This window comes from Gardnerella sp. KA00390, from assembly GCF_049244075.1.
GTDB classification, from domain to species: domain Bacteria; phylum Actinomycetota; class Actinomycetes; order Actinomycetales; family Bifidobacteriaceae; genus Bifidobacterium; species Bifidobacterium vaginale.
The window spans coordinates 1122237-1137772 of the sequence record NZ_CP058372.1; the positions used below are offsets into that span (position 1 = coordinate 1122237).

Annotated in this window: 11 protein-coding genes, 2 tRNA genes and 1 pseudogene; 3 read left to right on the forward strand and 11 right to left on the reverse strand. The window is 41.4% G+C overall.

Annotation, left to right across the window (positions count from 1 at the left end; genetic code table 11):
- Positions 1–9: 9 nt before the first annotated feature.
- Both glmU and HXT53_RS04465 read right to left on the reverse strand, forming a co-directional pair.
- Complete coding sequence (gene glmU, locus HXT53_RS04460; RefSeq protein ID WP_004138103.1) at positions 10–1425, reverse strand: bifunctional UDP-N-acetylglucosamine diphosphorylase/glucosamine-1-phosphate N-acetyltransferase GlmU; 1416 nt, start codon at positions 1423–1425, stop codon at positions 10–12.
- A gap of 72 nt (positions 1426–1497) precedes the next feature.
- A tRNA-Arg gene (locus HXT53_RS04465) sits at positions 1498–1570 on the reverse strand.
- 238 nt (positions 1571–1808) lie between these two features.
- Here HXT53_RS04465 and HXT53_RS04470 point away from each other — a divergent pair.
- A tRNA-Leu gene (locus HXT53_RS04470) sits at positions 1809–1882 on the forward strand.
- Between the two features lie 275 nt (positions 1883–2157).
- On the opposite strand, the gene pyk is transcribed toward HXT53_RS04470, so the two are convergent.
- The 6 genes and pseudogenes from pyk to HXT53_RS04500 all read right to left on the reverse strand — a co-directional run bounded on the left by pyk (position 2158) and on the right by HXT53_RS04500 (position 8213).
- Positions 2158–3597 carry a pyruvate kinase gene (gene pyk, locus HXT53_RS04475; protein ID WP_004113139.1) on the reverse strand — a complete coding sequence of 480 codons (1440 nt, stop codon included), beginning with the start codon at positions 3595–3597 and terminating at the stop codon, positions 2158–2160.
- Positions 3598–3837: 240 nt separating this feature from the next.
- A complete protein-coding gene (gene uvrB / locus HXT53_RS04480; RefSeq protein WP_004113141.1) occupies positions 3838–5952 on the reverse strand; it encodes an excinuclease ABC subunit UvrB in 2115 nt (704 codons plus the stop codon).
- Positions 5953–6041: 89 nt separating this feature from the next.
- Positions 6042–6713: a dephospho-CoA kinase gene (gene coaE, locus HXT53_RS04485; RefSeq protein ID WP_020759460.1), complete on the reverse strand. Its 672-nt coding sequence runs from the start codon at positions 6711–6713 to the stop codon at positions 6042–6044.
- 69 nt (positions 6714–6782) lie between these two features.
- The gene (locus HXT53_RS04490) at positions 6783–7292 is read right to left on the reverse strand and encodes a TM2 domain-containing protein (RefSeq protein ID WP_048729963.1); all 510 of its coding nucleotides are present in this window, start codon (positions 7290–7292) and stop codon (positions 6783–6785) included.
- Between the two features lie 224 nt (positions 7293–7516).
- Positions 7517–7633: pseudogene (locus HXT53_RS04495) on the reverse strand (dephospho-CoA kinase); the annotation flags it as partial.
- A 55-nt stretch (positions 7634–7688) separates the two neighbouring features.
- Positions 7689–8213 (reverse strand): GNAT family N-acetyltransferase, encoded by a 525-nt coding sequence (locus HXT53_RS04500; RefSeq protein ID WP_016833167.1) that lies wholly within the window; start codon positions 8211–8213, stop codon positions 7689–7691.
- A 530-nt stretch (positions 8214–8743) separates the two neighbouring features.
- On the opposite strand from HXT53_RS04500, the gene HXT53_RS04505 reads away from it, so the two are divergent.
- Positions 8744–10939 (forward strand): sialidase family protein, encoded by a 2196-nt coding sequence (locus HXT53_RS04505; RefSeq protein ID WP_020759462.1) that lies wholly within the window; start codon positions 8744–8746, stop codon positions 10937–10939.
- Between the two features lie 142 nt (positions 10940–11081).
- On the opposite strand, the gene HXT53_RS04510 is transcribed toward HXT53_RS04505, so the two are convergent.
- From HXT53_RS04510 to HXT53_RS04520, 3 genes are all read right to left on the reverse strand, one after another.
- Positions 11082–11411: a TM2 domain-containing protein gene (locus tag HXT53_RS04510; RefSeq protein WP_009994376.1), complete on the reverse strand. Its 330-nt coding sequence runs from the start codon at positions 11409–11411 to the stop codon at positions 11082–11084.
- Positions 11412–11642: 231 nt separating this feature from the next.
- Entirely contained in the window at positions 11643–13145 is a 1503-nt protein-coding gene (gene rpsA, locus HXT53_RS04515; RefSeq protein ID WP_004113153.1) for a 30S ribosomal protein S1, read from the reverse strand.
- Positions 13146–13307: 162 nt separating this feature from the next.
- The gene (locus HXT53_RS04520) at positions 13308–14192 is read right to left on the reverse strand and encodes a bifunctional methylenetetrahydrofolate dehydrogenase/methenyltetrahydrofolate cyclohydrolase (protein WP_421780030.1); all 885 of its coding nucleotides are present in this window, start codon (positions 14190–14192) and stop codon (positions 13308–13310) included.
- Between the two features lie 243 nt (positions 14193–14435).
- Between HXT53_RS04520 and HXT53_RS04525 the strand changes: the two genes are divergently transcribed.
- Positions 14436–15509, forward strand: coding sequence for a metal ABC transporter solute-binding protein, Zn/Mn family (locus tag HXT53_RS04525; RefSeq protein ID WP_004114839.1), 1074 nt, complete (start codon positions 14436–14438; stop codon positions 15507–15509).
- The last annotated feature ends 27 nt before the right edge of the window (positions 15510–15536 follow it).

Consider the following 15536-nt stretch of genomic DNA (forward strand, 5'->3'; position numbering starts at 1 on the left):
ACTATCGAACTAACGCTCCCAAGCTGGCTTCCAGCCTTCTACAACGTGCTGCGTATTTTCTGAATACACCATGGAATCCGCTGGAACATCGTGACGCACAACAGATCCTGCACCCGTTGTAACTCCATCTCCAACAGTAACGGGAGCTACAAACAGGTTTCCTGCACCAACATGCGCGTTAGAGCCAATAGTCGTGTGATTCTTATGCACACCGTCGTAGTTTGCTGTAATTGTGCCACCGCCGATATTCGTGTGCTCTCCCAAATCAGCGTCGCCCATGTAGCTTAAGTGTGGAACCTTAGTTCCGTTTCCAATATGCGCTTTCTTCATCTCCACAAACGCGCCCGCTTTGCTCTCCTCGCCAAGCACATTTCCTGGTCGCAAATACGTCCACGGACCAATGTTTGCAGCGCGGCAAATATGTGATTCCTGCACACGCGAGCGCTCCACAACCGCGTCTTCATCTACTTGCGCATCGACAAGCGTAGTGTATGGTCCTACAACCGCACCGCTTTTAACAATCGTTTGCCCTTGCAAGAAGCACCCTGGAAGTACCGTAACGTCTTCTTGCAAAACAACATCGTCTTCAATCCACGTTGTTTCAGGGTCTAGAATCGTTACGCCTTCAAGCATCCACTTTTCGCAAACGCGCTTGTTGTATGCTTTTGCAAGCGCAGCTAATTGAACGCGTGTATTTACGCCTTCTACTCTCAACGAATCTGATGCTGCCATTGCTCCAACTCGACCCATTGTGCGAGCGTGCTCTAGCGCATCTGTTAAATAGAATTCGCCTTGAGCGTTCTTGGAATTAAGGTTAGATATTGCGTCTGTAAGCACTTCCGCATCGAACACATACACAGATGTGTTCACTTCCTTAATCGCAAGCTCTCCTGCATTAGCATCTTTGTGTTCAACAATTCTTAGCACATCACCATTTGCTTCTCGCACAATTCGCCCGTAGCCAGTGGCGTCGTCTAAAACAGCGGTTAAAACAGTTGCCACATTGCCTTGATTATTGTGAAAATCGATTAATGATTGCAATGTTTGCGTGTCTAAAAGTGGCATATCACTTGCCGCAATTACCACAGAACCTTTAAGCGCACTACCACATTCTTGTTTTGAAGCTTCATTAAGATCTCGCATTGCGCACTGCACTGCCCTGCCCGTTCCAGGCTTATCATCCTGGTTCACAATCCGCACGGCGTTATTGTAGCTTTGCGCAGCTGCCGACACTCGTTGCGCTTGAGCGTGCACTACAACAGCAAGCTCCTTAGGGTTTACGCCTGCCATTGCGTTCATTACGCGATTTAAGAACGTTTTTCCAGCGAACGGATGCAATACTTTCGGCGTTGTTGAACGCATGCGCGTCCCATCACCTGCTGCCAGAATTATCGCTGCGGCTACATTATCATTATGCTTTTCCACGCGCGCTCCTTGTTTTTATGAGATATTGTCGAAATGCTTTCGAAATAATACAAGAGCAGAAAATCAAACAAGTGCCCCCGACGCGATTCGAACGCGCAACCAACGGATTAGAAGGCCGTTGCTCTATCCATTGAGCTACAGAGGCGCAAGTCGCAATTATACCAAAATTCTTACATCAACACACCCAGTCTTAAATAATTTGCAAATTAATATTTCTGTTTTGACTCTGTTTTGATTTATATTTATTTATTTTGATTTTACTTTGGGTTTTTGGTGCTCGGCTGCTAGCGACTTTTCAGCACGCGCAACACGCGGTATATTTGATTACTCTACAAAATGTGGTATAGTCATCAAGTCGCGTTAAAACGCGGATAATTTAAGATGCCCCTGTATCCCAATTGGTAGAGGAAACAGCCTCAAAATCTGTGCAGTGTGAGTTCGAGTCTCACCGGGGGCACGTGCACAACGCCGCTTACATTCTAAGCGGCGTTTTTGTTATCTTCTCTCTCACGCGATTTTGTACGATACACAAACGACACACTTAATCCTCGTAGCGTTTTCATTACTGCGTTTGTTCCCTTTTTGGCTCAAATGGTAAACAAACGCGGGAATAGACGACTTCGAGTTTAAATCGTAGCGTGAGAAATCACCAGATTCATGCTAAACGAAAACGCGCACCCAAAAGGATGCGCGTTTAAAAAAACTAACGATTAACTAGCAATCAACTAGGGATTAATCGCAAGCACCAACGGTGTGAACGTAAATAGAGTCGGTACGACCAGCCTGGCGCTCACCCTGAGCAGTGCTCAAAACAACAATCTTGTCGCCGTCTTCAACCTTACCAGCTTCACGAAGAACCTTGTCGGTGAAGATCATAAGATCGTGACGGTTCATATCGTGGTAGTCCTCGCTAATCAAGAAGCCTTCAGTGCCCCAGCTCAAAGCCAACCAGTGATAAGTGTGCTCATTGTTGGTCAAGCCGTAGATTGGAGCAGCTGGGCGTTCGCGAGAAATGCGATGCACAGTGCGACCAGTCTGAGTGTAAGCAACAATCGCCTTAGCGTTAAGCTTGTCCGCCAAGTCAACAGCTGCAGAAGAAACTGCACCCGTGCTAGACATGTCAAGCTCCACAGATGGAATGCGATCATAGCCATTTTCAGTCGCGTATTGAGAAATACGAGACATGGTCTGAACGGTAACTGCTGGATACTTGCCGACTGCGGTCTCGTTAGATGTCATAGTTGCATCGGCGCCGTCAAGAACAGCGTTAGCGCAATCAGAAGCCTCTGCACGAGTTGGAACTGGAGAGTTAACCATTGATCCAAGAACTTCGGTAGCAACGATTACTGGCTTTGCGTATTGGCGAGAAAGCTCAATGCAGCGCTTGGTAACGAGTGGAACCTGCTCAAGTGGCATCTCCACTGCCATATCTCCACGAGCAACCATAATGCCATCAAAGGTCTTAACAATCTCTTCCAAGTTTGCAACAGCCTGTGGCTTCTCAATCTTTGCAACGATTGGAATGCGGCGGCCTTCTTCGTCCATGATTTCGTGAGCGCGATCAATATCGGTAGCAAAACGCACGAACGACATTGCAATAATGTCTGCACCCGTGCGAATAGCCCAACGAAGATCAGACTCATCCTTTTCGGTCAATGCTGGAAGAGAAACGGCAACGCCTGGAAGGTTAATGCCCTTGTGGCTAGAAACTGGGCCAGCAACAACAACCTTAGTGTGTACGTCGTTGCCTTCTACCTTGGTAACCTCAAGACGAACCTTGCCGTCATCAATCAAAATTGGATCGCCTGCGTGGCAATCTCCTGGCAAACCCTTGAAGGTTGTGGAAGTGCGATGCTCATCACCCTCAATATCGTCTGTGGTAATAACGAACTCTTGGCCCTCTTCCAAATAAACCTTGTCTTCGCCGTCAGCGTTCTTCTTGAACCAGCCGCAACGAATCTTTGGACCTTGCAAATCAACAAGAGCAGCAACATTACGACCAGTGGTCTTTGAAGCTTCGCGCACATTGTTGTAAACGCGCAAATGATCTTCAGGAGTGCCATGCGAACGGTTTAAGCGAGCAACATCCATGCCAGCTTCAACAAGCTTGGTAATACCCTCTAACGATTCGGTAGCTGGTCCAATAGTATCAACAATTTTGGCTTTTCTCATAATGCCTGCCTGTTTCCTTTGTTTATTTTTAAATGGGAAAATACCCACTTTCCGAGTAATAGTGTACCAGCAAATTGTGACCTATAGACAAAACTCGCGCTTATTTATTTATCGCGTCTATTTATTAGGCACACTTATCACTTAGCAACACTCATTTATTAAAGCACGATTACCTTGCGACTAGTCACGATTAATCACTACTAGCTTATTTATACGCGATTAACTCACGATTAATCATACTCACTTATTAGCCTCATCCATTTGACGCAATTCTTTCTTTAGATCGCGTATTTCGTCACGCAATCGCGCTGCAAGCTCGAATTGCAACTGTTCTGCCGCTGTATGCATTTGCTCACTCAGATTCTTAATCAAAGACATAATATCGTCTTGCGGCAACTCAGAAATATTCGCCATACGCTTTTCTTTACTTTGCTGCCCAAGATTCGGCTCTTTTGGCACTCCATAATGCGAGTTCCCAGCCTTATTAGCATTCCTGTAACCGCCTGCTAGCAAAGTTTGAGTATCAACATCCTCTTTAGCAAGCATGTCGTTCACGTCACTAATCTTCTTTCGCAAAGGCTTAGGGTCAATTCCGTGAGCCTTGTTGTACGCGATTTGCTTTTCGCGGCGGCGCTCTGTCTCGCTAATCGCCTTGCTCATAGCATCCGTAACAGCATCCGCATACATAAGAACAGTTCCAGAAACGTTACGAGCAGCGCGGCCAATCGTCTGAATAAGCGAGCGGTAAGATCTTAAGAAGCCTTCTTTATCTGCATCTAAAATCGCAACCAGCGAAACTTCCGGCAAATCCAAACCCTCACGAAGCAAATTAATGCCAACAATCACATCAATTTTTCCTTCGCGAAGCTCGCGCAAAAGCTCCACTCTGCGCAAAGTATCAACATCCGAATGCAAGTACTCAACTTTAATACCAAGCTCCAAAAAGTAATCAGTTAAGTCTTCCGCCATTTTCTTTGTAAGCGTAGTAACAAGCACGCGCTCATCTTTTGCAACACGCGCCTTAATCTCCGCAAGCAAATCGTCAACCTGCCCTTCCACAGGTCGAACCTCAATCTTAGGGTCAAGCAAGCCAGTTGGGCGAATAATCTGTTCAACTACGCCATCCGAAAGTCCCAACTCGTAATCTCCAGGTGTTGCCGAAAGATACACAGTTTGACCAACATGCTCCAAAAATTCTTTCCACTTTAACGGGCGATTATCCATTGCAGAAGGCAGTCTAAAACCATGCTCCACAAGCGTTCTTTTGCGCGAAGCATCGCCTTCATACATAGCTCCGATTTGCGGCACGGTTACGTGCGACTCATCTAAAACAAGCAAAAAGTCGTCTGGGAAAAAGTCAAGAAGCGTATGCGGAGGCGTGCCTGCATCGCGCCCGTCAAAATGCCTCGAATAATTTTCCACTCCTGGACACACTCCAACCTGTCGAAGCATTTCCAAATCGTACGTAGTTCGCATTTCCAAACGCTGAGCTTCCAGCAATTTATTCTGCTTTTTAAGCTGCGCAACTCTTTCGTCACGCTCTTTTTCAATCGCCTCAAGCGCGCGCTCCATGCGCTCCGGCCCCGCAATATAGTGAGATGCTGGGAAAATATGAACACTACTCTCTTGGCGAATCACTTCCCCAGTAAGCGGATGCAACATTGTAATTCTGTCGATTTCGTCACCAAAGAACTCAATTCGCACAGCTAATTCTTCGTAAACTGGAATAATCTCAACCGTATCTCCACGCACTCTAAAAGTTCCGCGCGTAAACGCAATGTCATTGCGCTTGTATTGCATGCTAACAAATTGACGTAATAAATCGTCTCGCTCAAGCTGCTCCCCAACGCTTAACATAAGCATTCGCTCGGCATACTCCTCTGGGGTACCAAGTCCATAAATGCAAGAAACAGTAGCTACAACAACGCAATCCCTGCGCGTAAGCAAATTCGCTGTAGCTGCGTGACGAAGACGCTCAACATCGTCGTTAATATTCGAGTCTTTTTCAATATACGTGTCTGTTTGCGGAATATACGCTTCCGGCTGATAGTAGTCGTAGTAAGACACAAAATAGCTCACAGCATTATCTGGCATAAGCTCGCGAAACTCCGCGCAAAGCTGAGCTGCCAAAGTTTTATTCGGCTCAATAATAAGTGTAGGCCTTTGCAAACGCTCAATTAGCCAAGCGGTTGTAGCAGTTTTACCAGTACCAGTTGCGCCCATTAAAACAACGTCGTTTTCGCCGTTTTCAATGCGATTAGCCAGCTCTTCGATTGCTTGCGGCTGGTCGCCCGAAGGCGCATACGGAGCTTTTACTACAAACGGCTTGTTTGTGCGCTGAATTTTATTCGACATTATTTTTCTCCAAGAGCATCAAGAGCATTTTATTTATTTTACTAAAACCCAACAATCGCGCGGTTGCTTGCGATTTTTCCGCGCGGTATCTAATGCTCCTTACCCATCCACGTTTTAATTTTTGAATCAACGCTTTTAAGCATAACTTCCATAGGCTTTGTAGAATCAACCACAAAATCCGCGATTTTTTTGCGCTCAATCTCTTCAACTTGATTACTTATGCGCTGCTCCGCCTGATTCTGGCTCATTTTGCGCTCGCTTATCATTCTCGCAATGCGAACATCTTTAGGTGCTTCAACTGTAATAATATGATCAAAACTAAATGGAATGCTGTCAATTACTTGCGCGAGAAGCGGAATATCGTGCACAATAACAGATCTTAAAGATGCTCGTTCACTGCAATCTTCTTTAGAAATTTTCCTAGAATACTCGCTTATATACTCACCTTCTAAAGTCTTCGCTAAATCATAAATAGCAGGATGAATAAGCGACTCAATCCTGCTTAACGCTTGCTTATGATTTACATCATCGCCAAAAATATGCTCCGCAATAAACTCGCGATTTAAAGAGCCATCATTCTTAACAGCATTTTCCCCAAAAATGCTTACGATTTTCTGCAAGACTGCGCTTCCCGGTTCCACTACTTTACGCGCTAAAACATCGTAATCTATAACAAACGCGCCAAACGAACGCAAATAATTTACTACTGTAGATTTTCCAGCAGCGATTCCGCCCGTTACAGCAATCCGCATCATTGTCATATTTTGATTATAATTAATGCCCCAGTAACTAATTACCGGGGCATTATATGCTAAATAGTAATTGTAAAATTAGTCTTGAAGTTCAGCACCATCGGCATCCTTATGCCACTTAGAACCAGGCTGAGAGCAAAGAATGCAAATTCCTTCAATAAATGCCCAAATTCCAGAAACAAAAGCCAGCAAGCCGAAAGAAAGAATAGAAATAAGAAGCTGGGCAATAGCCTTGCCTTTAAAACCAAGATAGAAATTGTGCACACCCAAAGCGCCCAAGAAAATCGCTAACAGGCCTGCAGCAATCTTGTTACGAGAGCTTCTGTATGTGTTTGATGAATAATTAGACCCATAGTTAGAGTATGAAGATGCTTGATTGTACTGAGGAGTAGACTGAGAGTACTGACCATATTGCGGCTGAGCATTGTACTGAGGCTGAGCACCATACTGGGATTGGTTGTTATATTGTGGCTGAGCCTGGTTATACTGCTGGGACTGATCATTGTACTGTGGTTGTCCGTACTGAGTCTGTCCGTCAGAGCCTGAGTAATCTCCAGTTTGCTTATCTAAATCACTCACAATAATCACACTTTCTCTCGTAAGAAATTTATTTTCTTAAAAACTGTATAATAAAAAATTAATAAATCAAAGCGTTATTACTAAAGATATTAAAAGATGCCCCGATGATTACTCACCGAGGGCATCTTATTTATAAGATTTTAGTAGAAAACTACTTCTTTTCGCTCAAAAGCTGTTCACGCAAAGCTGCGAGCTGATCGGAATCAGCTAAAGCACCTTCGGTAGAAGCCTCATTCACGCGCTAAAACATCGTAATCTATAGCAAACGCGCCAAGCGAACGCAAATGATTTGCTACTGTAGATTTTCCAGCTGCAATTCCGCCCTTTACCGCAATCCGCATCATTGTCATATTTTGATTATAAACGATACATTTCTCACAATAACGTAAGTTTTAATTGACCCAACTAAAACTTCTTATATAGCACGCAGTAAATAGACCCGTAATAAGATTTCCAATTATCGGTTAATAAACTGTATCCAAGCTTATTATAAAAATCTAAAGCAACAGCATTATTATCTTTTTCTGTAGATAAAATTATTGTTTTATATAATTTAAGATTTTCGACTTTCTTCATAAGCGCACTGCCAACGCCTATATGCTGAAACTCAGGATCTACAAACAACTCATTTAGCTCTAAGCTTTGATTGTACCAATCATAATTTTCTGATAAAAATGGCTTAATTTTATTCGCATACCAATTATCTTGTAATAATTCTATGCCATATAAAACACCGATAATACGATTATTCATTGTAGCAACAAGTAAAAGCGCACTATTGTTATCTTTCAAACTATCTAATATGCGCTCACGAACATTATCTATACGATCCAGTTCTTTAGGGAATGCTTTTAGATATAAATCTAAAATTATATTCATATTATCTTTGGCTTCTAAATAATCTAATTTTTTAATTTCAATGTTCTTCATAAAAATCCTTTATACAAGCTACTATCCGTATTACAACACAACATATTTAATCGACATATGCATATTTGATTTTACATAACCATCGTTATATAAGTACTAATTATTATTTTCGAAATATTTTCGCTTATATTCACTTAATCAATATAATTTCTTCTTTTTATCATAAAATTCAACATACGTCACATGTCATATGAATGATTTAGAATCTACAGATACGAGGTAATTGTTCTCGCAAACTATAAAGACAAAGATGTAATTTATAGGTAATTACTTATACGCCTTCAATGAAGAAAGGAATATAATGATTGGAACAGCGCATAAAGTTTGCAAAAATATTTTCTCAGCAATTCTTACATCTGCAACAATTGTGTCACTTAGCATAGGTGTAGCATCAGCAACTACCCCCCCCCCCCGAACAAACTGAACCAGTAACATTTACTATTACACGTACGGATGATTTAAAAAATGATGTTCGAGTTGGGGATACGCTAAGATATAAGCTGACTTACACAAATAATACTAATCACAATGTGACTGTTTGGCCAACTAAAAGTAATCTCACTGCTGTGGCCGTTGAAGGAAATAATGGTAACTGTAGATGGAGAGATCTACAACCAGGAAAAACTGTATCATGCACGCAAGGATTCCATATAACAGAGAATTCTGACATTAAAGAAAAAGGTTTCACTCCGTCAACCGATTGGAAAATTAGCAAAGATGCAAATGGTAATGAAGTTATATCTACTCCAAAATTAATTGGCGAAAAAGTTACAAATATTAATCCAGTTCCAAGGCCTAGAAAAGACGGGGATCCTATTAGATTAGCAACAATAGGTCAAACTGTGGAAGGACTAACTGGAAAACCTTATTATAGAATACCTGCAATAGCTGAAGCTAACAATGGTTGGATTCTTACAGCTTGGGATTATCGACCAAATGGTGCAGCTGATGCCCCTAATCCAAATTCTATTGTTCAAAGAATATCTAAAGACGGTGGAAAAACTTTTGAAAAAATACAAATCGTAGCAAAAGGAAAAGAAAACTCAAATAAAGATGGACTCTCAAATAAATATGGATTCTCTGACCCTTCATATGTTGTAGACCAAGAAACAGGCAATATTTTCTTATTCTTCGTAAAATCATACGATGGTGGCGTATGGGATTCTACAGCTAGTACAGATAAAAGTGATAGACATATTTTAGACGCTGCTGTTACTTGCTCAAAAGATAACGGTTTAACTTGGAGTGAGCCAAAAGTTATAACTAAAGACATAACTAAATATCCAAAAAATGAACGAGCTAGATTTGCTACTTCTGGGCATGGTATTCAACTAAAATACGGAAAATATAAAGGTCGTTTAATACAACAATACGCAATAGTAAACAGTTCCAATGGAAGTGTGCAAAGAAACAATGAGAAGTGGCAAGCAGTATCTGTATACTCTGATGACCATGGAGTAACTTGGAAAGCTGGAAATCCAGTTGGACTAGGTAAAGAACAAAGCCATATGGATGAAAATAAGGTTGTAGAGCTTTCTGATGGAAGAATTATGTTAAACTCTAGACCACATGAAGGCGGTGCAAATAATCATAGAATCATTGCTTTTTCTAATGATGGCGGAGAAACGTATGGTAAAGCATACAAAGATGAGACACTGCCAGATCCAGGTAATAACGCTCAAATAACAAGAGCATTCCCAGATGCTCCAATTGGATCTGATGCAGCTAAAATCCTCTTATATTCATCTTCTTCTGGTTCTGGAAGAGCAAATGGCTTGATACGTGTCTCATATAATGATGGAGAAAATTGGACAGAAGAAAAGGGATTCAAGAATGGTGCAATGGCGTACTCCACTATTCAAGCTTTAAGCCAAAAAGCAGGAGGCGGCTATGGTCTTCTATATGAGGGCGATAATAATGACATAATGTATACGAGAATTTCTGCTGACTGGTTAAGTATACGTCCTAACATAACCTTAGCTTCCACAACTAAAATTAATCTATCCACCAAAGAGATAAGTCTTCCTGTGGTAAATCCTACGAGTACTAAATATGAAAATATTAAAGCTACGTCTATAAATACAAGTGATTTTACTGCATCAAGCGATTCTATAACAATCGAAGCGAATAAAACTACATATATTCCTTTGAAAATTGAAGTGCCTAAAACAGCAAAAGTTGGAGATAAACTTACTGCAAAAATTCGTATTGCGTCTGCAAACAAAAATCAAGATCGTTCAAGCACAGAATTATCATTTGAAACGAGTATAACTTTAAATGTTGCAAGTGAAACTAAAGATTCTAGTACTCAAACAGATCCTCTACCTAACAATCAATCACATACTGATACACAAACAGGAAAAGATCCTGAAACAACACAATCCGAAGAGGAGATAAATAAGAATAACAATAAACAGAATAGCAGCACATTTAACATAGATAAAGAATATTCTCAAAATTACAGAAAGGATTATTCTAATACAGACGATTCCAGAACGAATTATCATTACTCTTCAAAAGCAAAACAGGATAATTACAATGTGGATAACAACAGCATTGATAATGAAAATAATGATAAGCATTATAGCAAATCTGGCAATGCTTTAGCAAAGAATAGAGGAATGATGCAAAAAACTGGAATCAACACAACTATTCCTTATGCTTTAATGATTCTATTAATAGCTATCTCTGCAGCATTAATGAAATTAAAAAATATGCAATATTAAAGAATAAGTATATTTGCTATATTATTCATTTGTTCTAATGTTTTAGGCATAAAAAATAAAAGATGCGTTTTGGAAATTGAATTCTAAAACGCATCTTTTATTTGTAAAATTACTTATAAATCTTAATACTAAATATTTATTTTTAGTCTTTTAACTCAGCACCATCAGCATCTTTGTGCCACTTACTTCCAGGCTTTGAGCAAAGAATCAAAATACCCTCAACCAATGCCCATATTCCCGTAATAATCAACAGGAAACCAAAAGAAAGAACAGAAATAAGCAGCTGTGCAATCGCCTTTCCTTTAAAACCAAGATAAAAATTGTGCACACCTAAAAATCCTAAGAAAATCGCTAGCAAACCTGCAACAATTTTATTGCGCGAGCTTACTAAAGTTGCTTTAGCGTTTTCCTCATTATTACCATCATACGAAGGGAACTGAGGATTTTTCTGATTGTTATCAAACGTGCTCATAATCTTCACCAATCCTTTTAAGAATTATGATTAATGTTTAAAAGCATCATATAATCATTATTCTTAAAAGAAAATTAATTGTACCTATATTTAATTACAAAACTTGAGTCACAAAAATACTCGTAAAACATACTCAAAACAGTAACCAAACAGTAACCAAACATAAACAAAATTGCCCCGATGGTAACTCATCAGGGCAATTGTTAATAAACTTCTAGTAGAAAGTAGAAACTACTTCTTTTCGCTCAAAAGCTGTTCGCGCAAAGCTGCGAGCTGATCGGAATCAGCTAAAGCACCTTCGCTAGCTGCTTCAGAAGAATAGTTGGAAGCAACTTCTTCCTTCTTTTCTTCCTTAGCTGGCTTCTTTTCAGCTTCTTCGTTCTGACCATCAGCGGCTGCGGATTCTGCTGCAGCTGCGAGTTCCTTAGCGGCAAACACCTTGTGCTGCTCCCACAATTCGTGAGCTGCTGCATACTGTGCTTCCCACTCTTCGCGCTGCTGCTCGTAACCAGCAATCCACTCGTTAGTGTTTGGATCGAAGCCTTCTGGGTACTTGTAGTTTCCTTCTTCGTCATACTCAGCTGGCATGCCGTAGAGAGCTGGATCGAAATCTTCAGAATTTGGATCAACAGCCTCGTTAGCCTGCTTCAAGGAGAGCGAGATACGACGACGATCGAGGTCTACGTCAATAACCTTAACGAATACTTCTTCGCCACCCTTAACAACAGTTTCTGGGTTCTCTACATGACGGTTAGCAAGCTCGGAAATGTGAACCAAGCCTTCGATGCCGTCTTCAACGGAGATGAACACACCGAACTGAACAATCTTGGTGACCTTACCCTTAACAACCTGTCCAGGAACATGGGTACGAGCGAAGCGCTGCCATGGATCTTCCTGAGTTGCCTTAAGGGAGAGGGAGATGCGTTCGCGATCGAGATCAACGTCGAGAACCTCAACAGTGACCTTATCGCCAACCTTAACAACCTCGGATGGGTGATCGATATGCTTCCAAGAAAGCTCGGAAACGTGAATGAGACCGTCAACACCGCCGAGATCAACGAATGCGCCGAAGTTCACGATAGAAGACACAACGCCTTCACGAATCTGACCCTTCTTAAGCTGCGAAAGGAAGGTCTCGCGAACTTCGGACTGGGTTTCCTCGAGGAATTGACGACGAGAAAGTACAACATTGTTGCGATTCTTATCGAGCTCAAGAATCTTAGCCTTAATCTTCTGGCCAATGTATGGGGAAAGATCGCGAACGCGACGCATTTCAACGAGGGAAGCTGGCAAGAAGCCGCGCAAACCGATGTCTACAATCAAGCCGCCCTTAACAGCCTCAATAACGGTACCTTCAACAATACCGTCTGCATCCTTGATCTTCTCAATATCACCCCAAGCACGCTCATACTGTGCACGCTTCTTGGAGAGAATAAGACGTCCTTCCTTGTCTTCCTTAGTTACAACAAGGGCTTCGATGGTGTCGCCAACTTCAACAACATCATCTGGATCAACGTCTTTCTTGATGGAAAGTTCACGGGAAGGGATTACACCTTCAGTTTTGTAGCCGATGTCCAACAATACTTCGTCGTGATCAATCTTTACGACTGTACCTTCAACTAAATCACCATCGTCAAAATTCTTGATGGTTGAATCGACTGCCTTGATGAAGTCTTCTTCGGTGCCAATATCATTAATCGCAACCTTGGCGACTTCGTTATTATTCTCTGCCATTACTTATTAGTGGTTTCTTCTTGGGGTGGATATTACTCGATATTAAATTATGACTTTTGTACGCGCACTATGCACGCGCTCTGTCAATGTTATATATAGGCATAGCCAAAATCGCCGTTTTACTTCGGGCGTGTCGCGCTACTTGATATTTGCTACTTAACACTACTCGCCGCTTGCTGCTCGCTCAGCCATGTCAACAACATTAGCCAATAGCATTGCGCGAGTCATTGGACCCACTCCACCAGGATTTGGCGAATACGCTCCCGCGACTTCTCTACAAGCAACATCAACATCGCCTTTTACACGATATCTGCCCACTTCTTCATCAAAAACGCGCGATACACCAACATCAACCAACACACATCCAGGCTTAACATCGCAAGGCTTTACAAATCCAGTGCTGCCCATTGCTGCAATAATAACGTCGGAGCGCATCATAATATCATGCAAATCGCGCGTGCGCGTGTGGCATAATGTTACAGTTGCATCTACTCCCCTGCGCGTAAGAAGCAGCCCGATTGTTCGTCCAACAGTAATTCCTCGTCCAAGTACGCACACATTTTTGCCTTCAAGATCAATGTTATAAGCATCTAGCAGTGCCAAAATTCCTCGCGGCGTGCATGGAAGAGGTGTAACAATATCTCCCGAAATATGCATAACCAGCTCGCCTAAATTGTACGGATGCATTCCGTCGCAATCTTTTGCAGGGTCTATTGCCTCAATAATCTTCTTAGAATCCACGCCTTTTGGCAAAGGTAATTGCACTATAAAACCTGTGCAGGAAGGGTCATTATTTAATTTTTCGACAGCAGTAAGAATTTCGTATTCGCTAGCGTCTTCTGGCAAATCGCATCGGATTGAGCGAATCCCCACTTCTTCGCAATCCTTGTGTTTTCCAGCAACATACTTCAACGAACCAGGGTCGCTTCCAACTAAAAGCATTCCAAGCCCTGGATTAATGCCCTTTTCTTTAAGCTTTTCTACTCTATTTTTTAAGTCGCTTTTAATACTTGCAGCTAGCGCTTTCCCATCTAATACAACAACCATGATTCACTTCCCAGCTCGCATGTTAATTCTTATGTTCAACTTACAAATCATCTAATACAATTCGTACACGTAGTATATTCGTATGGATAGGCTATCGTGAGGTATAGAGGTGCGCGACACAACTACTAATAACAGGATATTAATAATAGAATGGTATTTATTATTAGTAATACAACTTATTAGCTGTACCACAGCAGTACCACACTTTTGTACGTGCACGCTGTTTACGGAAGGGGCGCAAAGATGTGTGAAAATACTTTTCATTTAAGTCGCGCAAAGAAAATATGCAAAGCGATTTTAGCTTGCGCAATTGTGCCATCAATGTTGATTGGCATGGCTGGGTGCGGTGCAAATTCACAATCTTCTGAAAAAACAACACATACAAAAAAAGAAATTAAACAAATTAAAGTTGTTTCCACACTTGAATCTTGGGCAAGCTTAGCCAGAGAGATCGGAGGCAACGATGTTGTTGTTAAGTCAATAATAAACAAGCCAGATGTTGATTCCTCCTCATTTAAACCATCCAGTAAGGATTTGCAAAAACTTTATGATGCACAAGTTGTGATTTCTAACGGGGCTGGATATGACAGTTGGATTGCAAAATACTTATCTAAAAAGAGCGAAACAGTAAATGCTGCTTCTACAGTTGGCGCTTTAAATGGTGATAATCCTTACTTATGGTTGTCCAAAGATGCGAGAAGTGCTATGGCGTCTAATATTTGCGACGTTTTCTCTAAGATTCTTCCGTCAAAGAAGAAGATTTTTACTAAAAGACTTAATACTGTTAAATCTCAAGAAAAGAATCTTGACGAGTATATTGAAAAGTTTGGTAAAGATCACAAAAACTTAAAGTATGCGTCGACTAATCCTATTCTTTTCTGGCTTATGTCAGATATGAATATAGAGGATTCTACTCCTAAAGAATATGCTACTCAGGCTGCTCAAGACGATGCTATTGATAAGACTAATGTGGACAAATTCCAGAAATTAATAGAAGAAAGAAAATTTGACGTAATAATCAACAACAGTCAACGCAATAATACTGACATAAGCATTTTGACTGGAACAGCTGGAAGAAGCTACACGTCTGTGATGTGGGTTAACGAGCTCATGCCAACGTATGCAACCGATTTAAGAAAATGGGTTATGAAAATTTGCGAAGACATTGACAATGCCGGTAAAGCTACGATTAACATGAGAAAAGAGTTGGGAAAGCACGAAGCCTCTCAGCAAAATAAGCCTATTACAGAAAAGCCTACAGTTTCTAAGCCAGATCCAAGTAGGTCTAACAAAGGTCAGCAGGATCCTGGAAAGTAAATCTGAAAAATAAAAATAAGTAGAAGA